The sequence below is a fragment of the Lentzea kentuckyensis genome (assembly GCF_002150765.1).
GTDB classification, from domain to species: domain Bacteria; phylum Actinomycetota; class Actinomycetes; order Mycobacteriales; family Pseudonocardiaceae; genus Lentzea; species Lentzea kentuckyensis.
In genome coordinates this window covers 1-22,440 of the sequence record NZ_MUYM01000015.1, presented here as the reverse complement: position 1 = coordinate 22,440, position 22,440 = coordinate 1, and the positions used below count along the sequence as shown (strand labels likewise).

Here is a 22,440-nt window from a genome sequence, read left to right as displayed (position 1 = left end):
GTTGTCCATGCTCGTCCTCACCCCGATCGCCGCGCTCGGCATGCTGCTGGACGACCGGCTGCTGCTCGACTCGCCGATCTGGTTCAAGCCGTTCAAGTTCGCGGTGTCGTTCGTGCTGTACAGCGCGTCGCTCGCGTGGTTCGTCAGCCTGCTGGAGGGCCGGGCGCGCCGCGTCGCGGGATGGTTCGGCACGGTGTTCGCGCTGGCCGGCGTCGCCGAGATGACGATCATCGTCACGCAGGTCGTCCGGGGTAAGCGCAGCCACTTCAACTTCGAGACGCCGCTCGACACCGCGCTGTTCAGCGCCATGGGCATGCTGGCGGTGGTCCTGTTCACCACCAGCCTGATCATCGCGGTGGCGCTGTTCCGCAAGAAGTTCGACAACCCCGCCCAGGGGTGGGCGATCCGGCTCGGCCTGCTCATCTCGCTCGTCGGCATGAGCGTCGGCTTCCTGATGACGCAGCCGCGCGCCGGCCAGTCACCCGCGAAGGGCGTGCTCGGCAGCCACTCGATCGGCGGTCCGGACGGCGGCTCGTACATGCCGCTCACCGGCTGGAGCACCGTCCACGGAGACCTGCGGATCGGGCACTTCGTCGGCATGCACGCGCTGCAGGTGCTGCCCCTGTTGATCGTGCTCGCCGGGAGGTGGGCGAACGCGCGCCTCGTCTGGGTGATCAGCGGCGGCTACCTCGGCCTGACCCTGCTCGTCACCTGGCAGGCACTGCGCGGCCAGTCGCTCATCAGGCCCGACGCGCTCACCCTGACCGTCGCCGCCGTCCTCGTCGCCGCCACCGCACTCGGCGTGGTGTGGGCGCGCCAGCCGCTGCAGACCAAGAAGGAGTACGCACTCGCATGACCGCCACCCTGTTCGACCTGACGTTCCTGCTGATCGCACCGTTCTGGGCGCTCATGATCTTCGCGCCGAAGTGGTCGTGGACGAAGCGGATCGCCGAGTCCTACCTGATCGTCCTGCCGCCGGTCGTGATCTACGTCGCGTTGATGATCCCGGTGCTGCCGGAGTTGATTCCACTGGTCACGCGACCGGAACTCGCACCGCTGGCCGAGTTCATGAGCACGGACACGGGCGCCGCGCTGGTATGGGCGCACATGATCGCGTGGGACCTGTTCGTCGGGCGCTGGATGTACCTGGAGGGGCGCCGGCTGAACGTCCACCCACTGGTGATGGCACCCGTTCTGGTGATCACGATCCTGCTGGCCCCCGTCGGGTTGCCGCTGTTCCTGATCGTGCGCAAGGTGTGTGACGCAACGAACAGGGGTACCGCTGTGGTTACTCACCAGTAACTAGGGTTAGAGTTGGCGTTACCGACCGGTAGGGATGTCGCGCACCCCCCGCCGGAGTGGACAGAGTTGTCACCACAAGTGGAGGAGACGCCGTGGCCGCACCAGCAGCGCCGGCACGCGTTCGGAACGTGGTCTTCGTCGACGGTGTCCGTACGCCGTTCGGCAAGGCCGGTCCCAAGGGCATTTTCGCCGAGACCCGTGCCGACGACCTCATCGTGAAGGTCATCCGTGAGCTGCTGCGCAGGCATCCCGAGCTGCCGCCGGAGCGCGTCGACGAGGTCGCCATCGCGGCGACCACGCAGATCGGCGACCAGGGCCTCACCCTCGGTCGCACGGCGGCGTTGCTCGCGGGCCTGCCGAAGTCGGTCCCCGGTTACTCGATCGACCGCATGTGCGCGGGCGCGATGACCGCCGTGACCACCGCCGCGAGCGGCATCGCGTTCGGCGCGTACGACATCGCCATCGCGGGCGGCGTCGAGCACATGGGCCGCCACCCTATGGGCGAGGGCGTCGACCCGAACCCGCGCTTCCTGTCGGACAAGATCGTCGACACCAGCGCGCTGGTCATGGGCCAGACCGCGGAGAACCTGCACGACCGGTTCCCGCACATCACCAAGGAGCGCACGGACGCCTACGCGGCCGCTTCCCAGGCCAAGTACGCCGACGCGATCAAGAACGGCAAGATCGGCCCGGAGCTCGTGCCCGTCGCGACCCGTTCCGCCGAGAACGGCTGGGGCCTCGCCACCGCCGACGAGCCGCCGCGTCCGGGTACCACGGTCGAGGACCTGGCCAAGCTCAAGACGCCGTTCCGCCCGCACGGCCGGATCACCGCGGGCAACGCGGCCGGTCTGAACGACGGCGCGACCGGCTGCATCCTCGCCGAGGAGGAGACCGCGCGCGAGCTCGGCCTGCCCGTCGGCATGCGGATGGTCGGCTACTCGTTCCTGGGTGTCGAGCCCGAGGTCATGGGCATCGGCCCGGTTCCGGCCACCGAAAAGGCTTTGGAGCGCGCCGGCCTGTCCATTGAGGACATCGGCCTGTTCGAGGTCAACGAGGCGTTCGCCATCCAGGTGCTCGCGTTCCTCGACCACTTCGGCATCGCCGACGACGACGCCCGCGTGAACCAGTGGGGCGGCGCGATCGCCACTGGCCACCCGCTGGCTTCTTCCGGCGTGCGTTTGATGACGCAGCTCTCGCGTCAGTTCGCCGAGCGCCCCGACGTGCGCTACGGCCTCACCACCATGTGCATCGGCATCGGCATGGGTGGAACGGTCATCTGGGAGAACCCGAACTGGAGTGGCAAGTGACCATCACCGCTGAGGAAGCAAAGGCGATCTTCCCCGACGAGGTCGTCACCGTTGCCAAGACCCGGCTGATCTCCGTGCCCGGGCTGGACAAGCCGGTCGCGTTCATCACGATCGACAACGGCCTGGACCACACCCGTCCGTCGACGTTCGGCCCGCAGTCGCTGGTGTCGCTCGGCGCCGCGTTCGACGAGGCGTACGCGGCGGGTCCCGCTGCGATCGCGGTGACCGGCAAGCCGTTCATCTTCGCCGTCGGCGCGGACCTGTCCGCCGTCGAGCAGGCGACGGACCGCTCGCAGGGCGTCACGATCGGCCAGCTGGGCCACGACGTCTTCAAGAAGTTCACCGACTCGGACATCCCGACCTTCGCCTTCGTCAACGGCGCGGTCATGGGCGGTGGCCTCGAGCTCGCGCTGTCGTGCCACTACCGCACGCTGGCGTCGAACGCGGCCGCGATCGCGCTGCCCGAGGTGTTCCTGGGCCTGTTCCCGGGCTGGGGCGGCACGCAGCTGCTGCCGAACCTGATCGGCGCCAACGACGCCGTGACGGTGATCTTCGAGAACTCGTTGAACCAGAACAAGATGCTCAAGCCCGCCGAGGCGTTGAAGCTGGGCATCGCGGACGTGCTGTTCGACTCCGCGGACTACCTGGAGCAGTCGCTGCTGTGGCTGTCCGGCGTCGTCCGCGGCGAGATCACGGTGCCGCGCAAGGAGATCGACCGCGGCGAGGCGTGGGATGCCGCCGTCGCACGCGCCAAGGCGATCGTCGCCGGCAAGACCAAGGGCGCCGCTCCGGGTGCGGAGAAGGCCCTGGCGCTGCTGGAGCTGGCACGCGAGAACGACCTCGACAAGGGCTACGCCGCCGAGACCGAGGGCCTCGCGGACCTCGTGATGAGCGACGAGCTCCGTGCGGGCCTGTACTCGTTCAACCTGGTGCAGAAGCGCGCCAAGCGCCCGGCCGGCGCGCCGGACAAGTCGCTGGCGCGCAAGGTCACCAAGGTCGGCGTCGTCGGCGCCGGACTGATGGCGTCGCAGATGGCGCTGCTGTTCATCCGCCGCCTGCACGTGCCGGTCGTGCTGACCGACATCGACCAGGCGCGCGTGGACAAGGGCGTCGGCTACGTCCACAGCGAGATCGACAAGCTGGCTTCGAAGAAGCGGATCTCGCCGGACGAGGCGAACCGCCTGAAGGCGCTGGTCTCCGGATCGCTCGACAAGGCCGCTTTCTCGGACGCCGACTTCGTGATCGAGGCCGTGTTCGAGGACCTGGGCGTGAAGCAGCAGGTGTTCGCCGAGGTCGAGGAGCACGTCTCCCCCGAGGCCATCCTCGCCACGAACACCTCGTCGCTGTCCATCACGGACATGGCGTCGAAGCTCAAGCACCCCGAGCGCGTCGTGGGCTTCCACTTCTTCAACCCGGTCGCGGTCATGCCGCTGCTGGAGATCGTGCGCGCCGAGCAGACCGACGACGCCACCCTGGCGACGGCGTTCGCGGTCGGCAAGCAGCTGAAGAAGTCGTCGGTGCTGGTGAAGGACGCGCCCGCGTTCGTCGTGAACCGCCTGCTGACCCGCTTCATGGGCGAGGTCATCAAGTCGGTCGACGAGGGCACCTCCTTCGAGGTCGCCGACAAGGCCACCGAGCCGCTCGGCCTGCCGATGTCCCCGATGATCCTGCTGCAGCTGGTCGGTTCCGCCGTCGCGCTGCACGTGTCGGAGACGATGCACGGCGCGTTCCCCGACCGCTTCTCGGTGTCGGAGAACATGAAGAAGTTCGTCGCCGCGGGCAAGGGCGCCGTCTGGCAGTGGGACTCCACCGGCGCACAGACCGTCGACCCCGAGGTCCTGGCGCTGTGGGAGTTCGGCTCCGCACCGCTGACGGGCGAAGAGGTAAAGACGCGCGCGCTGGAGGCGTTGGCCGAGGAGATCCGGATCATGCTCGACGAGGGCGTGGTCGCGGAGGCGCAGGACATCGACCTGTGCATGATCCTGGGCGCCGGATGGCCGTTCTGGCTGGGCGGCATCACGCCGTACCTGGACCGCACCGGCATCTCGGAGAAGGTGACGGGCAAGCGTTTCCTGGCGCCTGGTGTGGCGTCCGTGCCTGCCTAGTGTGTGGTGCTGAAGCCCCGGCTCTCTCGACGGAGCCGGGGCTTCACTCCGTTTCGGGCTGGTACTGCTCGGCGCTGCCGTCCTTGCGGATGAAGTAGGCCTCGATGTTGGTCGCGCGCAGCGTCACCTCGGACCCGGCCACCAGGTCCCGGTAGCGCAGCAGGTCCGGCAGGCCGATCGCGACGATGTCGAACGGGTGCTTCTGGCGCAGCATCAACGATTTGCGCAACGCCTCGCTGAACGCCCGGCGCGGTGAGTCGTCGTCCTCGGGGACCTCTACCAGCGCGCCTTCGAGCTGACGTTCGAGCGCGGCCCGCACGTGGTCTGCCGTGCCCCAGGCCGCGATCTCCGTGAGAGTCATGTGTCCCGTATCGAAATCCGTGCCGGGATCATTAGCAGTCGAGATGTCTCGATCCGGTCGTCTTCGCTTCGCCCGCGCATCTGCCCGGAAACTCGCGGGACCTCCGGCGATCAAGGTGATTCGATCGGACCATGTCTCGTCCCGCGATCCTGCTGGACGTCGACGGTCCGCTGAACCCGTTCATGGCGAAGCCGACACGACGCCCGGCCGGCTACACCACGCACCGAATCCGCCCCTTCGGCTTCTTCCGGCCTCTGCGCGTGTGGCTGGACCCGTCACACGGCCCGTGGCTGCTCTCGCTGGCCGCAGCGACCAACGCGGACTTGGTGTGGGCAACGACGTGGGAGCACGAGGCGAACGAGTTCATCGGGCCACGCCTCGGCCTGCCCGAGCTGGAGTGGATCGACTTCGGCGGACGCGGCTCCGACCACCTCGACGGCCACCACGGCAAGGTTCCAGCGATCACCGAGTGGGCCGGCACGCGGCCGATCGCCTGGTTGGACGACGAGTTCCAGCCGCGCGACCCGGAGTGGGCGGCGGCCCGGCCCGGCACTCTGCTGGTGCCGGTCGACCCGCGCAAAGGCATCGGCATGGACCACCTGGAACAGGTCCAGGCGTTCTTTTCCGGTGCCCCGGCGCGGGCCTGACCCCGACCGATATATCAGTCGCGCCACCCCTCACGCCGCCCTTTGCAACGAGTCTTTTGCGGACGAAGTCCAAAGTCTCATTGCTAAGCAGCTGGTCAGCGGGTCGACGGTGCGCGATATATCAGTTGCTCACGGGCTCAGACCTGCCGGATCGGCACGACCTCGACGAGCCGGTCGAGGTCCTTGAAGTCCTTGACGTTCATGGTCAGCACCGGCATCCGCGCGACCGCCGCCGTGGCCGCGATCTGCAGATCCATCCGGCGCGGCCGCGGGCTGCGGCCGGCGCGCCGCACCAGCGAGGCCATCAGCCCGTAGACCTTGGCCTCCTCCAGGCCGAAAGGCAGCACCTCGAAGGTCTGCTGCGCCGCGTAGAAGCGTTCGGTGCGGGCGGCCCGTTCGACCGGGTCGTCGATGTCGATCCCGAACGCCAGTTCCGCGATGGTCACCGCACTGAGGAACGGCTGGGCGTTCACGTACGCGCCCAGGTCCGCCCGCTCGAGCCTGATCAGGACACAGGTGTCGAGCAGGCAGCGACTCAGCTCTGCCACGGGTCTTCCAGCGGGTCGTCCGCGCCGAAGACCTCGTCGGCCGCCAGCCGGTCGGCCTCCCAGCGGTCCGCGTCGACCGGCGGCAGGGTCCCGAACAGCACCTGCACGTCGCCGAGGGGCGGCCGCGACACGACCTCTTCCCGGTACGGCAGGAGCTGCGCGACCGGCTTGTTGTTCCGGGTGACGACGAAGCCCTCACCCGCCTCGACACGACGCATGATCTCCGCGTTGTCGTTGCGGAGCTCACGCTGCCCGATGGCTTTGAGCTGCTGCATACCAGCACTGTAGCTCAAATCCTCCAAAAGTGCTACGGAGTAGCTACAGCCTCTCCCGGCTACCCGGACGTCGTGATCAGGATCGGTACGTCGGGCTGGCGCTACCCGGAGTGGCGCGACGGCTTCTACCGCAACGTCCCGCAACGGCGCTGGCTCAGCCATCTCGCCTCGCACGTCACCACGATCGAGGTCAACAGCTCGTTCTACCGCCTCCAACCACCGTCGAACTACCGCAAGTGGGCAGCCGAGACGCCGCCGGACTTCACCTTCGCCGTCAAGGGCCCGAAGCTGGTCACGCACATCAAACGTCTGCGGCACATCGAGGATCCGCTCAAGACCTTCCTCGACTCGCTCGCACTGGGGCCGAAGCAGGGTCCGATCATCTGGCAACTTCCGCCGACCCTGCGGTTCGACCCCGCCACCCTCAGAGACTTCCTCGCGGCGCTTCCGCCAGGCCGGCACGCCGTCGAACCGCGCCACGAGTCGTTCCGCAGCGACGGCTACTTCGACCTGCTGCGCGCGCACAACATCGCTCACGTCGTGTCGGACGCACCGACGTTTCCGTGCATCGAGGCCGTGACCGCCGACTTCGCGTACGTCCGCCTGCACGGCCACGACGAGCTGTACATCAGCTCTTACGACGACCAGCAGCTCGACGAGTGGGCACAGAAGATCCGCGACTGGGACCGCGACACCTACGTCTACTTCGACAACACCATGAAAGGTGCCGCGCCGGACAACGCCCAGGGGCTGGCGCGACGCCTCGACGTGCCGATAACTTCATATACGTGAAGATGACTCACGTCTCGGCCACCCTGCTCCTGGCCGCGAGTCTCGTTGCTCCCGCGCAGGCGGAACCGGCGTCCTGGACCGGCCCGTTGAGCACGCGCGGACGGTGGATCGTCGACGCCAACGGCGACCGCTTCAAGCTCAAGTCCGGCAACTGGCACGGTGCGAGCGGCACCTGGAACGGTTCCGGCGACATCAACGACCCCGCCAACCACCACGCCGGCGAGAAGGCCGACCAGGTCCCGCTGGGCCTCGACCGCGCCACCATGGCCACGATCATCAACGGCTTCAAGGAGATCGGCGTCAACAGCATCCGGCTGCCGTTCTCCAACCAGATGATCAAGGACAGCAACACGGTCAACGGCCTGAAGGACGCGCAGCTCAACGGCAAACGGCCGTTGGAGATCTACGACGCGGTAGTGGCCGAACTGACCCGCAACAACCTCGCCGTCATCCTCAACAACCACACCACGACGTCGAGGTGGTGTTGCGGCGTTGATGGCAACGAGCGGTGGAACACGAGTCAGAGCACGGACCAGTGGGTCAATGACTGGGCGTTCATGACCGACCGCTACAAGGCCAACAAACGCGTCGTGGGCGCCGACCTCTACAACGAGGTGCGTCGCAACGTCTGGGACGACCCGAACTGGGGCTGGGGCAACGACCACGACTGGCACAAAGCGTCGCAGCAGGCCGCGGATCGCATCCAGCAGACCGCGCCGGACCTGCTCGTCATCGTCGAGGGCATCAACTGGACGGGCATCCCGGTCGACGGTTTCGCGCACGGCCGACCGACGCTGGAGCCGGCCCGCTTCCTGAGCCACACGCTGGCCAACCCCGAAAAGCTCGTCTACTCCGCCCACTTCTACGGCTACACCGGGCCGAACCACAGCGGCGCCACCGGGGTCGGCGAGACGAGCGACCCGCGCTACCAGGACCTGTCGCCGCAGGAGCACGCCGACGTCCTGCAGCGTCAGGCGTTCTACATCACCGAGGCGCAGAAGCACTTCACGGCACCGCTGTGGATCAGCGAGTTCGGCGTCGGCGGCATCGACGAGTCGAACGAGAAGGCGCGGGCCTGGTTCGAACGCTTCGTCGACCAGCTGATCGCCAAGGACACCGACTTCGCCTACTGGCCGCTGGTCGGCTTCCACACCAACAAGACCGGCAACAGCTGGGCGTTGTTGCGCTGGGACGCCAACGGAAACCGCATCAGCGTCAACGACGGCGACGACTGGCGCGCCGGCGCGTGGAACCGGCTCGTCGACGCTCCGGGCCGCACCGGTCAGATCCCGCGCGAAACCCGGTGGAACATGCTCCTCAAGGAATCGTGTCCGCAGAACGAAAAGCTCGTCGGCATCAGCCACACGGGCAACCGCGGTCTGTGCGTCAGTAGTCCACAGTGGAACAACACCACCAGGGTCACCAACGAGCAGTACGTGACCAACGACTGGGCGGCCGGCTACACCAAACTCCAGTGCCCGCCCGGAAACGCGGCTGTCGGCTATGCGAACTTCACGCTGATCTGCGCGCCGATCGCCACCGGCAGCAGCTCGCGCGTGCTGTGGTTCGACCGCGGCGACAACCGGCCCGACCAGGGCGGCGACTGGGCCAACGGGCACTACAAGGGCCAATGCGCGCAGGACGAGCACATCGCCGGCGTCGCCTACAACTGGCGCAGAACGCCGGACGCGTTGCTCTGCCGGAAATAACTCTGTTCGAATTTGATGGCAAAGTGCTCAAGGAAAGCGGCCGCAGGATCCTCGACGGGAGTCGAGGTCTTGTGGCCGTTCTTCGTGAGCACGACCTTCTCGTTCGTCACGGTGATCCGCCCGTCCAACCGCGCCAGCGTCGCACGAGGGCCCTTGCGGAAACCGGACTCCGGCGCCGTCTGCTGCCACCAGCAGGTCGGCACGAACTCCTCCAGCGAACGCGGCCGCCGTTCCAGCCGGTACGCGGGCGAGCCGTCCATCATCACGTCCACGTCGTCGCCGTGATCGACCAGCCGGAACACGCCGAACGGGTCCTGCTGGTCCTCGCGCGACGCCCACGACAGCGGATGTAGCGAGAAAGCGCCGAAACCGACGTCGACCAGCCACGCACCGTCCACCAGCAACGCCAGATGGTCGAACGGCGGCCCGAAGGTCTCGCCGTTGAACACCCGCGCGGCCAGCAGCTCGACGCGATACCCCAAGTCTCGCAACAACTCCGCGAACAACCCGTTGAGCTCGTAGCAGAACCCGCCGCGCCGCCGCACCACGATCTTGTCGTACAGCCACGGGATCTCCAGCACGATCCTGGTGTCCATGTGGGTGTCGAGGTTCTCGAACGGGACGCTCAGCAGATGCCGTTCGTGCAGCTCCGCCAACGACGACGAGCGAGAGGCACCGATGCGCTGTAGGTAGGCGTCCACCATGCCACGATAACCACATGGGCGAGGTCAGGATCGGCACTTCGGGATGGGTCTACCCACCCTGGCGCGGCGTGTTCTACCCCAGGGGCGTCACGCAGAAGCGCGAGCTGGCCTACCTGAGCGAGCAGCTGAACTCGGTGGAGATCAACGGCTCCTTCTACTCGCTGCAGCGCCCGTCCAGCTACCAGAAGTGGGCCGCGGAGACACCAGCGGACTTCAAGTTCGCCGTCAAGGGCAGCCGCTTCATCACGCACATGAAGCGCCTCAAGGACGGCAACGAGCTCCTCGCGAACTACCTCGCGTCCGGCGTCCTCGCCCTGGGCCCGAAGCTCGGCCCGATCCTCTGGCAGCTCCCGCCCACGCTTCAGTTCGACGCCGACCTGCTCACCGGCTTCTTCGAGGGTCTCCCCCGCACCACCACCGAGGCCGCGAAGATCGCCGAACGCCACGACCACCGCGTGGACCCGGCACACACCACCACGGACGCCGAACGCCCGATGCGGTACGCCCTCGAGGTCCGGCACGACAGCTACAACACGCCGGAGTTCATCGATCTCCTCAAGCGCCACGACATCGCACTGGTGGTCGCGGACGCCGCCGGCAAGTACCCGCTCATCGAAGAGGTCACCAGCGACTTCGTCTACATCCGGCTGCACGGCCACGACGAGCTGTACGTCAGCGGCTACACCGACGAGGGACTCGACATGTGGGCGAAGAAGGTCAGGAAGTGGCGCAAGCACGGTGACGTGTTCGTCTACTTCGACAACGACGCGAAGGCCTACGCCCCACGCGACGCCAAGGCGCTCCAAGATCGTCTGGCCGATTGACCCAAACGGACGCACACTCCAAGACGACGGAGGTGCGCCCATGTCGACGAAGAGCCTCATCGCCGCCTTGGTGATCACCGCGGGGGCGGTTGCCTCCAGTGGGATCGCCGTTGCACAGAGTGACAAGACCTGCGACAAGGGCGAGTTCTGCGTCTGGACGGGACCGGACTACACGGGCTCCGTCCAGCGCCTCGACCTGGAGACCGCGAACCCCGGCGAATGCATCCCGCTGAACGTCGTCGGCAAGTCCTTCGCCAACCGTCTGAGCAGGGACGCGACCGTCTACCAACGCGAGAACTGCTCGACCGAGGCCGAGTTCACCACCTACCCCAGGCACGGCACCTACGTGCCGGACGCCTACTTCGTGATCAGGGGACTGGAAGTGTGGGGGCCATAACGAGCCCGGACTACTTTAGTCACCCTATGTAACACCACCCGATCGTGTGAGTACTCACCAGTAGGTCTCATTTGGTGCCTAAGTTGCCGCCCTATCGAGTGGTGGCAGCTGGAGGAAATGTGACCGTGGCGGGTGAAGCCGGGTTACTCGAACTGATGGCCGGGCGACTGGCCAAAGACGATCTCACCCCACGTGCGGCGGAACTGGTGCTCGCGGCGTGCCGAGGCGAAGCAGCGTTGGACAGTGCGCTCGCCGGGGTGCCCACGCAGGAGGAGACGCCGAAGGAACGGACGGACGGACCCGGACACGGGATCTTCGTGTCGGAGATCCGCGTGCGCGGCTTCCGGGGCATCGGTCCCCAGGCACGACTGCCGCTGGCACCGGGTCCCGGACTGACCGTCGTCACCGGACGCAACGGCTCGGGCAAGTCGAGCTTCGCCGAGGCCGCGGAACTGGCGCTGACCGGCTACAACGCCCGCTGGACCCGTGCGCGGCACGACGTGTGGCGGCAGGGCTGGCGCAACCTGCATCAGGCAGGCACCGCCGTCGAGCTGGACATCGTCCAGGCCGCGCGCCCAGGCCGCACGACGATCCGAAGACGCTGGTCGCCGGAGGAAGACCTGGCGCAGGGCGAGTGGACGCAGGACGACGAGCCGTTCGACGATCGCAGATGGCACGACGCGTTGGAGACCTACCGGCCGTTTCTGCCGTACAGCGAGTTGGGCACCGTCCTCGATGCACAACCTGAGGACCTCTACGAGGCTATGCACCGCTTCCTGGGCCTGGAAGCGATCACCGAGGCCCAGCAGTCGCTCGCCGAGCACCGCAAACGGCTCGCCGAGATCGTCGCCCGTCCCTACGACCGGCGCGAACGCGTGCGCGCGGAGCTGGCGGCGTCCCCGGACGAACGCGCCCGCCGCGCCGCCGAACTGCTCGGCAGCAGCTCCCCCGACCTCGACGCGATCGCGGACCTCGCGCTCGGCGCGGACGTCGGCGGCGGTACCAGCCTGCTGCACCAGATCGTCGACATCGCCCTGCCGCCGGACGACGAGATCGACCGGGTCCGCGAGACCTTGGACCTGGCACTCGGCGCGGTGACCGTGGTGGCCACGGACAACGCCCAGGACTCCCTCAGGTGCAGCGAGATCTTGCGTCTCGCCATCCAGCTGCAGGAGTCCGGCGGCAACCAGTCGTGCCCGGTGTGCGACCTCGGCCGGCTCGACGGGCTGTGGCTGTCCAAGGCCAGGGAACGCGCCGAGCACCTCTCCAAGGCCGCTGCGGAACTGCACGAGGCCGCGGACCGGCTGGACGTGGCCGTGGCCGCCGCGCGAGCTTCGTGCATACCAGTGCCGGACGTGCTGATGGACGCGCAGGACATGCTCGACACGACGACCGCGCTGCAGGCGTGGCAGGCGTGGGAGAACTGCGCCTCGATCGACGACCCGGTGCGGCTGCGGCAGGAGTTGTTCGACCGGTACACAGACCTCATACAGGCTGTGGACCAGCTGAAATCGGTCGCGCGCGAGCAGATCGACCGGCGTGACCTGGTGTGGCGGCCGATGGCGCTCGCGTTGTTCGAGTGGCACTCCCAGGCCCAGCAAGCGCTTGCGGACGCCGAGGGGCTCGCCGACGTGACCGAGGCGGAGAACTGGATCCGCAGGACCGCGGCGACACTGCGGTCCGAACGCATCGCGCCGTTCGCCAAGGAGTCACAGCGGATCTGGCAGCGGCTGCGCCAGCAGAGCAACGTCGACCTCGGCGCGGTGCGACTCGGCAACACCCGCAACGTCGAGCTGGACGTGTCGGTCGACGGCGTCTCGAACTCGGCGCTCGCGGTGATGAGCCAGGGCGAGCTGCATTCGCTGGGGCTCGCACTGTTCCTGCCGCGCGCGATGGTGGACGAGAGCCCGTTCCGGTTCGTGGTGATCGACGACCCGGTGCAGGCGATGGACCCGTCCAAAGTGGATGGACTCGCACAGGTCCTCGCCGACGTCGGCCTCACCCGTCAGGTCGTGGTCTTCACCCACGACGAACGGCTGGTGGAGGCGTTGCGGCGGTTGCGGTTGAGCGCGACGGTCTGGGAGGTCTGCCGTGGCGAGGAGTCGGTCGTGCAGGTGCGGATGTCCGACGATCCCGTTGGCCGGTGCCTGAACGACGCCCGTGCGATGCGCACCGACGAGGACCTGCCGGAAGCCCTGCGAGCCGAACTGGTGGCGTCGTGCTGCCGGACGGCCCTGGAGGTGGCGTCGCACGCGCGCTTCCGCCGCGAACGGCTCGGCCGCGGCGTGCCGCACGCCGAGGTCGAACGCGTGCTGGAGTGCGCCCTGACGACCAGGCAGAAGATCGCGCTGGCGGTGCTCGACGACCTCGCGGAGCCGGGCAAGCTGTTGCCGCATCTGGAGGACGTCGTCGGGTCGTGGGCGGTCGACCTGCTGCACGCGTGCCGCATCGGTGGCGACAGCGGTGACCTGGACGTGCTGATCCGCGACACCGAACTGCTCGCGGGGTGGCTGCAGCGATGAACCTCCCCTCGGACGTGCAGGACCGCTTGACCTGCGTGGCGAACCTGCTGGCGCGCCCCGAACAGCTCGACGGCGTGCGGATCCGGTGCTGCGCCGAGTTGTTGCGCACGGCGGTGGAACGTTCGGTCGCCCGTGCGTGCGGCGCCGACAACACCGATCAGCCCGTGCGGGCCCTGCTGATCAACCTTCCGTCTCATGTGGACGCTGACGTGGCACACGACGCTTCCCAGCTGTGGCACGCACTGAGCCGCGCGATCCGGCACCACGGCTACGAGCTCACCCCGACCGTCGCGGAACTGCGCGGCTGGCACGACGACACGGCTTCGGTCGTCGAGGCCCTGCAACCGACCCTGACCCTGTCCGGCAACATAGACCTCACCTGAAGGCACCGGTGAAACTGCTGCTGTTCGCGGACCTGCACCTGGACACGCGCTTCTCCAGCGCGGGTCCCGCGCGACGTCAGGCGTTGCGCGACACGCTGGGCCGCATCGTGGACCTCGCACAGGAATCGAACGCCGACGCGGTGCTCTGCGCCGGCGACCTGTACGAGCACGATCGCTGCGCCCCGTCCACTGCCTCGTTCCTGCAGTCGACGTTCGACTGCTCGCTACCGGTGTTCCTGGTGCCGGGCAACGACGACTGGTACGGGCCGCAGTCGGTTTACCAGCAGGTGGACTGGACGCCGAACGTGCACGTGTTCTCCTCGGAGTCGTTGACGCCCGTGGAACTCGTCGACGGCGTCACGCTGTGGGGCGCCGCGCACGTGGGGCCCGGCCCGGCGCGGGACTTCCTGGACGGCTTCGCGGTGAACCGCGGCGGGGTCAATCTGGCCCTGTGCCACGGTTCCGCGCCGGAGGACGTCGCGATCACCGGGCTGGACCACGCGTTCCTGGGGCACGTGCACACGCCGGAGCACGCCGTTCGCTACACCTTCCCCGGCAACCCCGATCCGCTGACCGCGGACGAGACCGGCGAGCGCGGGGCGGTGCTGTGCACGGTGCACGACGACGGCACGGTGACCCGCGAGGTGTTCGACGTGTCGGCGTCGCGGTCGCTCGGGCTGCTGGCCGAGCGCTCGGAGACGTTCCCCTTGCTGGACTTCGATTCCGTCGCCGCGGAACGGACCGTGCGCGGCCAGTTCGTGCGGGACGTGCTGGCGGATCCGTCCCTGGACACGACGTTGCGCGGCCGCGTGCTGACCACCGGCCTGCGGGCGCTGGAGGAACGATGAAGATCGAGTCGGTGACCGCGCACGCCTTCGGGCCGTTGCACGACCGGACGTTGCCCCTGGCGCCCGGGCTGACCGTGGTGTCGGGCGTGAACGAGTCCGCGAAGTCGACCTGGCACGCCGCGATCCGTGTCGCTCTGTGCGGTGAACCGTCGTCGCGGCACCGCCCGTGGCACGGTGAGTCGTGGCGGGTGGCGGCGATGGTGTCGATGGAGTCCGGCGAAGTCGTCGCGGTGGACCGCGATCTGAACGACGACTCGTCTCCGGACGTCGCCCGCCGGCTCGGTTTGGACCGCACGTCGTTCGCCGCCACCGCATGCGTCGACCAGGCACAGCTGCTGACCGTGCTGGACGCGGCGGACGGCCTGCAGGATCACCTGCGGCGTGCGGCGGCCACGGCGGGCACCGACGGCACGGTGGAGCAGGCGTTGCTGCGACTGAGCGCGCCGGTCGACGAGTTGCGGGAGGCCCGGAACCGCTTGCGCGAGGCCGAAACCGATCTGAGCCTGGCCCGCCGCGAGCACACCCGTTACCTCGAACTGAGTGCTCACGCCCGAGCAGCCGCAGCCGCACGCGCGCGCCTGGACGTTCAAGAACATGCGGTCGTGATCGACACACTGTCGGCTCGAGTGGCACGGCTGAGTGAGCTGCAGGAGCGTTTCGGCGACTCACCGCCGTCCGGCCTCGCCGCGCAGGAGGAGCTGACCCACGTGGTCAACCGTGCGCTGGCCGCGTGGCGTGCGGCCCCAACCCCGCGTGTGCTGACCGGCCCGTCGGCGTCCACTCTCGAAGACGAGCTGGAAGCCCTTCCGCAGTTTCCCGTTGGTGAGACCGCGGTCGACGATGAACTCCGTGTCGTGGCATCGGCCTATGAGACCGCTTCTGCCGTGGCAGCCGCGCACAACGAACGCCGTCCTTCACCGCCGACCACTGCCGAACCGTCGGTGCTGCGCGGCCTGGCCACCCGTCTGGACCCGGCCGCCGGCGGCCGTCTGACCACCGCGTCGATCGAGGTGGACACCGCCAGGGCCTTCCAGGACGAGGCCGCCGCCAACGCGGCCCGCGCCCAGGTGGAAGCCGACGTGGCGGCGGCGCGCGTGCGGGAGATCGCGATGCCGAACCCGTTCCTGCGCAACGCGTTGCTGGCCCTGAGCTGCCTGACCACGCTGGTCGGCCTGCTGCTGTTCCTGACCGGCCAGGAACTCGCCGCGGTGGGCGTCCTGGTGGCAGCACTGGTGGCCGGCGTCGGCGGCGCCCTCGCCCGCGGCAACGGCCCTCAACGCGACGCGGCCGTGGCGTTCGCCGCCGAACGCGCCGGCATGGCAACCGATGCGCGGGGCGTGCTGTTCATCGCGGACCGCAAGCTGGCCGAGGCAGAGGGCCAGCGCGCGGTGGCGTCGGAAGCCGTGCGCGTGCACGACGAAGCCGTCGCGTCGTGTGCGTCCCTGGGCGTGCCCCCGGACCGCGAAACGTTGTGGCGCCTGGCGAACCGCGCCGCCTGGGAAGCCGTGCAGGCGGACCTGGACTGCGAGGTCGCGCGCACCGAGAAGGTGGTCCGCGTGGAACTGGCGGCCCGCGGCAAGATCGACGCCGCCATGTCCGTGCCGGACCTGCTGATCGACTACGAGACCGACTGCAAGGTCCGCGGCCGCCAGGCGTTGATGGCCGCCCAGCGCCCGCTGCTGGCCCAGGCGCTGGACGACCGCCGCCTGGCGGAGGCGACCGTCGCCGAAGCCACCGTCGCCCACACCCGCGCGCTGGCCCTGCTGCGCAACGCCGTGACCGCGATCGGCGGCAGCGGCGAACGCCCGGAAGACCTGCTCCGCGCGATCGCCGAGTGGCAACGCGGCTGGGACCGCCTGCTGCGCGAGGCCGAGGAAGAACGCAACGCCTGGGCCGAACTCCAGTCCCTGCTGGCCGCCGGCACGCTCAACGATCTGGAGACAACCCTCTCCGCGGCCCAGAACCACCACGCCGCGCTGATCGAAACCTCCCTCCGCTACGCGGCCTGCGATCCCGTCGACCCGTCGCTGGCCGCGCAGAGCGACACCCTGGCCGCCACCGTCACCGAGATGGTCCGCGGCCTGCCCAGCGTCCCGGACGCGGAAGAAGGCGTGCAGGCCGCCGCGCGGGTGCTGGCCGAGGTGACCGCCGAGGTGCAGGCCATCGACCTCGCCTCCCGCTACCTGACCGCCGCCCGCGAGAAGGTGCACAGCACCATCGCACCGGCTCTGGAAGACACCCTCCGCACCTGGCTGCCTCTCGTGACCGACGGCCGTTATGTCGACGCAGCAGTAGACCCCGCCTCTCTGACCGTGCGCGTGTGCGCTGCTTCTGAGACGTGGCACCAGGCCTCGCGTTTGTCGTTGGGCACGGCCGAGCAGATCTATCTGCTGCTGCGCGTCGCCCTCGCCCAGCACTTGGCTACCGAGCCGTGCCCGTTGCTGTTGGACGACGTCACCGTGCAGGCCGACGACGCCCGCACCCGCGCGGTGCTGGACCTGCTGCTGCGGCTGTCGGAGGACCGGCAGATCGTGCTGTTCGCGCAGGAGAGCGCGGTGGTGGAGTGGGCGCAGGAACGACTGGGAGACCGCGACGTGCTGCACCAGCTCACGCCCGTGGCGGCCTGACCTGCCGTGAGGCTATGAGCACGGCGATCCGGTCGGCGACTTCGTCCGGGTCGTCGTGCTCCCACACGCGAACGACGAGCCAGCCGGCCGCCGTGAGTTGGGCGTTGGTGTCGAGGTCTCGAACGACCACACCGTGCAACTTGACCTGCCACCACTCGCGGTTGGCCTTCGGCAGCTGGCCGTGCTCGGGACACGAGTGCCAGAAGCAACCGTCGACGAACAACGCGATCCGCGCTCCGCGCAGCAGCACGTCGACACGTCGCCGTCGGTTGGTCCCAGGCGGTGCGACGTCCACGAGATAGCGCAGCCCACGGCGGTGCAGCGCTCGCCGCACCGCCATCTCGGGCGCGGTGCCGGTCCGGCGGGTCCTGCGCATCACCCGCGACGTCGCCTCGGAGGAGGCGGCCGGGGCGGGTCCTGCATCGACGTAGCGGTACACGACCTGCGGTTTCCCGGAATTGTCAGACCCCGTCGCTACCGTCGATCCCATGACCAACGCCGCCTTCCGCAAGCTGACCCCGACGCCCGCCGAGCGGCTCGCCGAGCTGGGGCTGCGCCTCGCGGTCCTGGACCGCGCGATCGCCGCCGGTATCGACGCACGCGCCGCCTCGCCGCCGTTCGGACCGACGAACGCGCCGGGGCTGCTCGACTGGATTCATCGGGTGGGCACGCTGCGCCAGTTGCTGGCCGTGGAGGGGTGGCAACGCCTCGACCACTGGAACGCCGGTCTGGTGCGGCACCCGTCGCGGCCGATTCTGCTGGGCACGCTGCAGGGCAACCGGGGAACGGGGTCGACGGACGCGCCGTTGCGCAGCGACTACGCGAAGGGGCCCGCCATCTCGGCGATGATGCGGGGCAACGACCACGACCAGTTCGCGCTGTTCGAGAACGCGCGCAGCGAGGGGCTGAAGTTGTGGTTCCTCGTCACGTATCCGCTGCAGCTGGCGGATCGGCTCGTGGTGCTGCGCGAGGTGTCGCAGCCGGAGCCGACGCCGCAGAACCAGATCATCGAGCGGTGGGCGCATCGGATCGTGTTGCCGCCGATGGAGTTCCCGCAGCTCAAGGCGCCCAATGTGGACGGTCCGGAGGAGGTGGACTTCCCGATCGCGTTGAAGCGGTGAGCATCCGGCAGCCCGGGGAAAGGGCGATTCGGGCGGAAGCACCGAACAGGATCAGGCGGCGCCGCAAGTTCGCGGGCGGCTCGAGAGCAACCTGACCGGTCCAACCGGACCCGCGTGGCAGCGCGGCGCGGCAACAGCGACAATGACCGGATCATGCTCACCCCGTCGCGACTCACGCTCGCCCGCACCCGGCGCGGACTCACCGCGGCCGAGCTCGCGCGCAAGTCCGGGGTGTCGGCGCGGGCCATCGGCGAGTACGAGCGCGGGCAGCGCAGGCCCAAGGCAGCCACCGTCGAGTCGCTGGCCGGGGCGCTCGCGTTTCCGGAGGCGTTCCTGACCGCGCCGGAACCGCCACGGCCGCAGAACGGGCCGGACGACGTGCAGGCGACCGCGGCGGCCCAGCTGGCCATCGAGTTCAACGGGTGGCTGGAGCGTCTGTTCGTGCTCCCCCAGCCGAACCTGCCACCTCCCCGGACGTCGCCGAGCAGCACGCGCGCTGCCTGGCGCCTCGACGACGGGCCGGCGCCGAACATGGTGCAGCTGCTCGAATCGCGCGGGGTGCGGGTGTTCTCGCTGCCCGTCGACTGCGCCGCGCAGGAGGCGTTCTCCTGCTGGCACAACGGAACGCCGTTCGTGTTCCTGAACCCGACGGCGACGCCGGAGCAGGCGAGGTTCGACGCCACCCGGCAACTCGCCGTCCTCCTCGGCCACGACGAACCCGCGGAGTTCGCCGCCGAGTTCCTCATGCCCGAAACGCAGTTCTACGGCACGAACTACCGCCGCTGGCTGGCTCGCCGGGAAACCTCGAAGCTGCTCACCAAGGTCTTCAGGGTGCTCCGCGAGAACGGCACGACGCCGCTGCACGTCGCCAAAGAACTGAACCTCGGCTTGGAAGAGCTCAACGGCCTCGTGTTCGGGCTCGTGCTGACCGCACTGCCCGGTGGCGGCGAACCAGGTCCCCGAGGCCGTGCGCGCCTCACTCTGGTGCACTGACCAATCGCGATGGATCAGGTTGCGTATCCATTCAGTCACTGAATGAAGCGAAGAACTCGGTTGTACTAGACCAAACGAGCGATTTGTGAAACGCATCGTCCGGCATCCCCGACACTGAGAGTGACGGGAAGCCGAGTCGTGAGGATGCCCCATGACGATGCAGCAACGTACAGAGCCCTCGCCTGCCGCAGTCCTGATCTCCGTTGCCGTGCTCGCGCTGGTTCTGACCGTTGCTTTCGGCCCGCTGGGCTTCGTCATCGGGCTCGCGTTGTTCGCCCTGATGTTCATCGGCAGCAAGAACAGAGCGGCGCCCGACCAGGTCGCGCCCATGCGCACCCGCTCCCGCATCCGCCGGCTGTCCACGGCCGGCCGGGTCGCGATCGTCGGTGAGTCGCACTACCAGGACGCCATCGCCGAGGTGGCGAGGCACTCGACGGCGCTGCCTCTCGACGAGGCGATCCCCGCGACCGCCGTGCTGATCCCGGAACAGGCCAACCGTTACGACCAGCAGTCGGTGCGGGTCGACCTGTTGCGCGGCGACGGATCCGCCATCACCGCCGGCTACCTGCGCGGCGACCAGGCCGCCGACTACCAGCCGCTGCTGCTCGAACTGGCCGAACGCGGCGAGGTCGGTTCGTGTCCCGCCCGCATCATGGGTGGTGGCCAGCGCTACTACGGCGTGCACCTGCACCTCGGCGTTCCACGGCTGCTGCTGCTCGACCACGAAGTCCTCGGCATCGCACCGACCTTGCCCGCGGAACGCCAGGTCAACGTCATGGGCGAGGAAGCCCATCAGTACGTGTTGCATCGGGTGGTCAACGGCCGCACGCCCGTCCACGTCATCGCCGAGCTCCGTGACTGCCGCATCGCCCATGGCAGTCACACCGGCGAACACACGCTCGAGGTGCTCCTCGAAGGCGAATGCATCGGCCAGCTCAGTTACGCGATGGGCCTGCGCTACTGCGACATCGCGCAAGAGTGGCGCGCCCGCACGGGGCGCGCGCTCTGCGAAGCGGTGATCACCAACGAGGGCACGCGTGGCCTTCAGACGAAGCTGCTGCTGCCCAAGTAGTCGGCGAACGTTCGCGGCTCACGGCCGAGAACTCGTTGCACGCCATCGGACAGATGGGCCTCTTCTCCCGTGCGGATGCGCACGAGCAGCATCGTGACGAGATCGGCGATCTCGTCCGGGTAGCCGAAACCGCGCAACGAAGCGGCGAACTCGTTCGGGGCAACGTCGGTGTACAGCACGGGGTTTCCGGTCACCGCGACGATCCGCGCGAGCATCTCGGCGAACGACAACGACTCGGGTCCGCTCAGCTCGTAGGTCTGCCCCGCGTGGCCGGCCTGGGTCAGCGCGACGACGGCGACCTCGGCGATGTCCACCACATCAATGAACGGGTGGATGCCCTGGCCTGCGGGAACCGCGAGCTCGCCGTGCTGCACGGGCGCCGCGAACAGGTCCTCGTCGAAGTTCTGCATGAACCACGTCGGACGCAGGATCGTCCACTCGACGCCGGAGTCCTTGATCGCGGCCTCGAAGGGATCGTCGTCGGGAGCGCCGCGCATGGACAGCAGCACGAACCGGGTCACCCCGGACTTCACCGCCACCGGCACGAACTCGGCGAGGACCGCGGGGTTGTCCGGCGGCACGACGTAGGCCGCGGTGGTGCCGGCGAGGGCGGGTTCCCAGGTTTCTGGGGTCGCCCAGTCGAACTTCGTCGCCGACGAGCGTGAGGCAGGCCGGGCCGCGGGACCGAGGAGTGAGGTGACGCGACGACCGGTCTTGCCGGTGGCGCCGAGCACGAGGATGGACGACTGGTTGATTCCGCTCAATGTTGACATGACTAGAGCCAATCAACATTGACGCGGACGATCCATGCTTGAGCAGCCGCCATCCTTGCTCGTTCGTCCACCCATGTCTTTCGGCAAACGTGGTAGTTAGTGGGTCATGAGTGAGCGTGATCTCGTGGACCTGAGGGACGCGTTGCGGGCCTTCGCCGCCGCCCGTGACTGGGACAGCTACCACACCCCCAAGAACCTGGTGATGGCGTTGTCCGCGGAGGTCGGCGAGCTCACCGACCTCTTCCAGTGGCTGACGCCCGAAGAGGCAGCCAACGCGATGAAAGACCCAGACCTCGCCTGGAACGTGCGGGACGAGCTGGCGGACGTGATGCACTACCTCACCAGGCTGGCGGACAAGCTCGGTGTCGACCTCGTCGAGGCCGCGTTCGCCAAGATCGAACGCAACGAGCGGCGGTTCCCGACCGGGAGCCTGACGCCCGTCCCAGTCGAGGCGGAGAAGCACCGTTCCCCATGAGGCATCAGTTCGACTTCACCACGGAGAACGGCACTCCCGTGTTCAGCGTCGACAAGAAGACCTGGGTTCGCGACCACTACCTGGTCCCGATCCAGGATCCTGGCGTCGACCGCCGGCTCGTGATCGCGCAGGCCGTCGCGTTCGACGCGCTGCCGTCCCGCTAGAGGTACGTCAGCAGGAGGAGGATCAGGCACACCAGCAGCACGACGCCGAGCACTGCAGGCAGGAATGACTGCGAGGACGGCGCGGGCTCGCGGGCGTGCCTGCCCCGCCTCCTGCGCGCTCGCCACCGCAAAGGTGCCTCCCCTGCCCACTGATCGTTCATGACGATCACGGTAGGGACGAACAACCCGAGCCGGACTCGCATCACCCGCTCGCCTGCGCCCATCACCCGGTCGGCCGCTCAAGCACGAAAAGACCCTGCGGGGAGCGCATGAAGCGCTCAACCCGCAGGGCCAAATTAAGTTCGGCGGCGACCTACTCTCCCACACCGTAACCAGTGCAGTACCATCGGCGCAGAAGGGCTTAACTACCGGGTTCGGAATGGGACCGGGTGTTTCCCCAACGCTATAACCACCGAAACACTATGAAATTACAACCTAGAACCCCGATCCAGCAGGGGGTTCGACCGGTTCTGGTTGTTCTTCCAGAACCG

25 protein-coding genes and 1 rRNA gene are annotated in these 22,440 nt (G+C 68.4%); 18 read left to right on the top strand and 8 right to left on the bottom strand.

The annotated features are described in order from the left end of the window. Positions 1 to 7 precede the first annotated feature (7 nt). The 4 genes from B0F77_RS08435 to B0F77_RS08420 all read left to right on the top strand — a co-directional run bounded on the left by B0F77_RS08435 (position 8) and on the right by B0F77_RS08420 (position 4,714). Positions 8 to 856 (top strand): hypothetical protein, encoded by an 849-nt coding sequence (locus B0F77_RS08435; RefSeq protein WP_245847917.1) that lies wholly within the window; start codon positions 8 to 10, stop codon positions 854 to 856. Next, entirely contained in the window at positions 853 to 1,302 is a 450-nt protein-coding gene (locus B0F77_RS08430; RefSeq protein ID WP_086662244.1) for an ABA4-like family protein, read from the top strand. Before B0F77_RS08435 ends, B0F77_RS08430 begins: the two co-directional genes overlap by 4 nt. Positions 1,303 to 1,394: 92 nt before the next feature. After that, positions 1,395 to 2,609: a thiolase family protein gene (locus B0F77_RS08425; protein WP_086662243.1), complete on the top strand. Its 1,215-nt coding sequence runs from the start codon at positions 1,395 to 1,397 to the stop codon at positions 2,607 to 2,609. Further along, positions 2,606 to 4,714: a 3-hydroxyacyl-CoA dehydrogenase NAD-binding domain-containing protein gene (locus B0F77_RS08420; protein WP_086662242.1), complete on the top strand. Its 2,109-nt coding sequence runs from the start codon at positions 2,606 to 2,608 to the stop codon at positions 4,712 to 4,714. The genes B0F77_RS08425 and B0F77_RS08420 overlap by 4 nt, the downstream gene beginning before the upstream one ends. 43 nt (positions 4,715 to 4,757) lie before the next feature. Here the strand turns inward: B0F77_RS08420 and B0F77_RS08415 are convergent, their stop codons facing one another. Beyond that, positions 4,758 to 5,075 (bottom strand): hypothetical protein, encoded by a 318-nt coding sequence (locus B0F77_RS08415; RefSeq protein ID WP_086662241.1) that lies wholly within the window; start codon positions 5,073 to 5,075, stop codon positions 4,758 to 4,760. A gap of 131 nt (positions 5,076 to 5,206) precedes the next feature. On the opposite strand from B0F77_RS08415, the gene B0F77_RS08410 reads away from it, so the two are divergent. Next, the gene (locus B0F77_RS08410) at positions 5,207 to 5,722 is read left to right on the top strand and encodes an HAD domain-containing protein (protein ID WP_086662240.1); all 516 of its coding nucleotides are present in this window, start codon (positions 5,207 to 5,209) and stop codon (positions 5,720 to 5,722) included. Positions 5,723 to 5,859: 137 nt separating this feature from the next. Here B0F77_RS08410 and B0F77_RS08405 read toward each other — a convergent pair whose 3' ends face one another. Continuing rightward, entirely contained in the window at positions 5,860 to 6,270 is a 411-nt protein-coding gene (locus B0F77_RS08405; protein WP_086662239.1) for a type II toxin-antitoxin system VapC family toxin, read from the bottom strand. Next, on the bottom strand, positions 6,258 to 6,545 hold the full coding sequence (locus B0F77_RS08400; RefSeq protein ID WP_086662238.1) for a type II toxin-antitoxin system Phd/YefM family antitoxin: 288 nt from the start codon (positions 6,543 to 6,545) through the stop codon (positions 6,258 to 6,260). The genes B0F77_RS08405 and B0F77_RS08400 overlap by 13 nt, the downstream gene beginning before the upstream one ends. A 72-nt stretch (positions 6,546 to 6,617) precedes the next feature. Here B0F77_RS08400 and B0F77_RS08395 point away from each other — a divergent pair, with 72 nt between their 5' ends. Together B0F77_RS08395 and B0F77_RS08390 are read left to right on the top strand one after the other, a co-directional pair. Beyond that, complete coding sequence (locus B0F77_RS08395) at positions 6,618 to 7,337, top strand: DUF72 domain-containing protein (RefSeq protein WP_086662237.1); 720 nt, start codon at positions 6,618 to 6,620, stop codon at positions 7,335 to 7,337. A 2-nt stretch (positions 7,338 to 7,339) separates the two neighbouring features. Beyond that, positions 7,340 to 9,046: a glycoside hydrolase family 5 protein gene (locus B0F77_RS08390; RefSeq protein ID WP_086662456.1), complete on the top strand. Its 1,707-nt coding sequence runs from the start codon at positions 7,340 to 7,342 to the stop codon at positions 9,044 to 9,046. Here the strand turns inward: B0F77_RS08390 and B0F77_RS08385 are convergent. Next, positions 9,001 to 9,747 carry an arylamine N-acetyltransferase family protein gene (locus B0F77_RS08385; RefSeq protein WP_245847887.1) on the bottom strand — a complete coding sequence of 249 codons (747 nt, stop codon included), beginning with the start codon at positions 9,745 to 9,747 and terminating at the stop codon, positions 9,001 to 9,003. The genes B0F77_RS08390 and B0F77_RS08385 overlap by 46 nt on opposite strands. Before the next feature lie 17 nt (positions 9,748 to 9,764). Here B0F77_RS08385 and B0F77_RS08380 point away from each other — a divergent pair, with 17 nt between their 5' ends. The 6 genes from B0F77_RS08380 to B0F77_RS08355 all read left to right on the top strand — a co-directional run bounded on the left by B0F77_RS08380 (position 9,765) and on the right by B0F77_RS08355 (position 17,351). Then, entirely contained in the window at positions 9,765 to 10,574 is an 810-nt protein-coding gene (locus B0F77_RS08380; RefSeq protein ID WP_086662235.1) for a DUF72 domain-containing protein, read from the top strand. 40 nt (positions 10,575 to 10,614) lie between these two features. Beyond that, entirely contained in the window at positions 10,615 to 10,971 is a 357-nt protein-coding gene (locus B0F77_RS08375; protein WP_086662234.1) for a peptidase inhibitor family I36 protein, read from the top strand. Positions 10,972 to 11,090: 119 nt separating this feature from the next. Continuing rightward, complete coding sequence (locus tag B0F77_RS08370; RefSeq protein WP_086662233.1) at positions 11,091 to 13,493, top strand: AAA family ATPase; 2,403 nt, start codon at positions 11,091 to 11,093, stop codon at positions 13,491 to 13,493. Next, positions 13,490 to 13,876 carry a hypothetical protein gene (locus B0F77_RS08365; RefSeq protein ID WP_086662232.1) on the top strand — a complete coding sequence of 129 codons (387 nt, stop codon included), beginning with the start codon at positions 13,490 to 13,492 and terminating at the stop codon, positions 13,874 to 13,876. The genes B0F77_RS08370 and B0F77_RS08365 overlap by 4 nt, the downstream gene beginning before the upstream one ends. Before the next feature lie 8 nt (positions 13,877 to 13,884). Then, positions 13,885 to 14,724, top strand: a complete 840-nt coding sequence (locus tag B0F77_RS08360) for a metallophosphoesterase family protein (RefSeq protein ID WP_086662231.1) — start codon at positions 13,885 to 13,887, stop codon at positions 14,722 to 14,724. Next, entirely contained in the window at positions 14,721 to 17,351 is a 2,631-nt protein-coding gene (locus B0F77_RS08355; RefSeq protein WP_086662230.1) for an ATP-binding protein, read from the top strand. The genes B0F77_RS08360 and B0F77_RS08355 overlap by 4 nt, the downstream gene beginning before the upstream one ends. Here the strand turns inward: B0F77_RS08355 and B0F77_RS08350 are convergent. Continuing rightward, positions 17,332 to 17,790, bottom strand: coding sequence for a very short patch repair endonuclease (locus tag B0F77_RS08350; protein ID WP_245847886.1), 459 nt, complete (start codon positions 17,788 to 17,790; stop codon positions 17,332 to 17,334). The two genes, B0F77_RS08355 and B0F77_RS08350, sit on opposite strands and share 20 nt — an antisense overlap. A 49-nt stretch (positions 17,791 to 17,839) precedes the next feature. On the opposite strand from B0F77_RS08350, the gene B0F77_RS08345 reads away from it, so the two are divergent. From B0F77_RS08345 to B0F77_RS08335, 3 genes are all read left to right on the top strand, one after another. Then, positions 17,840 to 18,472 (top strand): hypothetical protein, encoded by a 633-nt coding sequence (locus B0F77_RS08345; protein WP_086662229.1) that lies wholly within the window; start codon positions 17,840 to 17,842, stop codon positions 18,470 to 18,472. 153 nt (positions 18,473 to 18,625) lie between these two features. Continuing rightward, positions 18,626 to 19,465, top strand: a complete 840-nt coding sequence (locus B0F77_RS08340) for a helix-turn-helix domain-containing protein (protein WP_143466636.1) — start codon at positions 18,626 to 18,628, stop codon at positions 19,463 to 19,465. Between the two features lie 151 nt (positions 19,466 to 19,616). Then, positions 19,617 to 20,537, top strand: a complete 921-nt coding sequence (locus B0F77_RS08335) for a hypothetical protein (protein WP_086662227.1) — start codon at positions 19,617 to 19,619, stop codon at positions 20,535 to 20,537. Here B0F77_RS08335 and B0F77_RS08330 read toward each other — a convergent pair. Further along, positions 20,510 to 21,310: a Rossmann-fold NAD(P)-binding domain-containing protein gene (locus B0F77_RS08330; protein ID WP_086662226.1), complete on the bottom strand. Its 801-nt coding sequence runs from the start codon at positions 21,308 to 21,310 to the stop codon at positions 20,510 to 20,512. The genes B0F77_RS08335 and B0F77_RS08330 overlap by 28 nt on opposite strands. 106 nt (positions 21,311 to 21,416) lie before the next feature. Between B0F77_RS08330 and B0F77_RS08325 the strand changes: the two genes are divergently transcribed. Further along, complete coding sequence (locus B0F77_RS08325; protein WP_086662225.1) at positions 21,417 to 21,785, top strand: nucleotide pyrophosphohydrolase; 369 nt, start codon at positions 21,417 to 21,419, stop codon at positions 21,783 to 21,785. Further along, entirely contained in the window at positions 21,782 to 21,949 is a 168-nt protein-coding gene (locus B0F77_RS08320; RefSeq protein WP_211293719.1) for an LURP-one-related family protein, read from the top strand. The genes B0F77_RS08325 and B0F77_RS08320 overlap by 4 nt, the downstream gene beginning before the upstream one ends. Here the strand turns inward: B0F77_RS08320 and B0F77_RS47770 are convergent. Then, complete coding sequence (locus B0F77_RS47770) at positions 21,946 to 22,110, bottom strand: hypothetical protein (protein ID WP_158102645.1); 165 nt, start codon at positions 22,108 to 22,110, stop codon at positions 21,946 to 21,948. The genes B0F77_RS08320 and B0F77_RS47770 overlap by 4 nt on opposite strands. Before the next feature lie 139 nt (positions 22,111 to 22,249). Continuing rightward, positions 22,250 to 22,366: ribosomal RNA gene (gene rrf, locus B0F77_RS08310) — 5S ribosomal RNA — on the bottom strand. Positions 22,367 to 22,440 lie beyond the last annotated feature (74 nt).

Excerpts from the sequence above, each read along its gene's own strand:
- B0F77_RS08355 (WP_086662230.1), top strand. The coding sequence starts at position 14,721 with ATGAAGATCGAGTCGGTGACCGCGCACGCCTTCGGGCCGTTGCACGAC.
- B0F77_RS08325 (WP_086662225.1), top strand. The coding sequence starts at position 21,417 with ATGAGTGAGCGTGATCTCGTGGACCTGAGGGACGCGTTGCGGGCCTTC.
- B0F77_RS08345 (WP_086662229.1), top strand. The coding sequence starts at position 17,840 with ATGACCAACGCCGCCTTCCGCAAGCTGACCCCGACGCCCGCCGAGCGG.
- B0F77_RS08335 (WP_086662227.1), top strand. The coding sequence starts at position 19,617 with ATGACGATGCAGCAACGTACAGAGCCCTCGCCTGCCGCAGTCCTGATC.
- B0F77_RS08375 (WP_086662234.1), top strand. The coding sequence starts at position 10,615 with ATGTCGACGAAGAGCCTCATCGCCGCCTTGGTGATCACCGCGGGGGCG.
- B0F77_RS08430 (WP_086662244.1), top strand. The coding sequence starts at position 853 with ATGACCGCCACCCTGTTCGACCTGACGTTCCTGCTGATCGCACCGTTC.
- B0F77_RS08435 (WP_245847917.1), top strand. The coding sequence starts at position 8 with ATGCTCGTCCTCACCCCGATCGCCGCGCTCGGCATGCTGCTGGACGAC.
- B0F77_RS08400 (WP_086662238.1), bottom strand. The coding sequence starts at position 6,545 with ATGCAGCAGCTCAAAGCCATCGGGCAGCGTGAGCTCCGCAACGACAAC.
- B0F77_RS08410 (WP_086662240.1), top strand. The coding sequence starts at position 5,207 with ATGTCTCGTCCCGCGATCCTGCTGGACGTCGACGGTCCGCTGAACCCG.
- B0F77_RS08365 (WP_086662232.1), top strand. The coding sequence starts at position 13,490 with ATGAACCTCCCCTCGGACGTGCAGGACCGCTTGACCTGCGTGGCGAAC.
- B0F77_RS47770 (WP_158102645.1), bottom strand. The coding sequence starts at position 22,110 with ATGAACGATCAGTGGGCAGGGGAGGCACCTTTGCGGTGGCGAGCGCGC.
- B0F77_RS08340 (WP_143466636.1), top strand. The coding sequence starts at position 18,626 with ATGCTCACCCCGTCGCGACTCACGCTCGCCCGCACCCGGCGCGGACTC.
- B0F77_RS08320 (WP_211293719.1), top strand. The coding sequence starts at position 21,782 with ATGAGGCATCAGTTCGACTTCACCACGGAGAACGGCACTCCCGTGTTC.
- B0F77_RS08390 (WP_086662456.1), top strand. The coding sequence starts at position 7,340 with ATGACTCACGTCTCGGCCACCCTGCTCCTGGCCGCGAGTCTCGTTGCT.
- B0F77_RS08330 (WP_086662226.1), bottom strand. The coding sequence starts at position 21,310 with ATGTCAACATTGAGCGGAATCAACCAGTCGTCCATCCTCGTGCTCGGC.
- B0F77_RS08380 (WP_086662235.1), top strand. The coding sequence starts at position 9,765 with ATGGGCGAGGTCAGGATCGGCACTTCGGGATGGGTCTACCCACCCTGG.
- B0F77_RS08415 (WP_086662241.1), bottom strand. The coding sequence starts at position 5,075 with ATGACTCTCACGGAGATCGCGGCCTGGGGCACGGCAGACCACGTGCGG.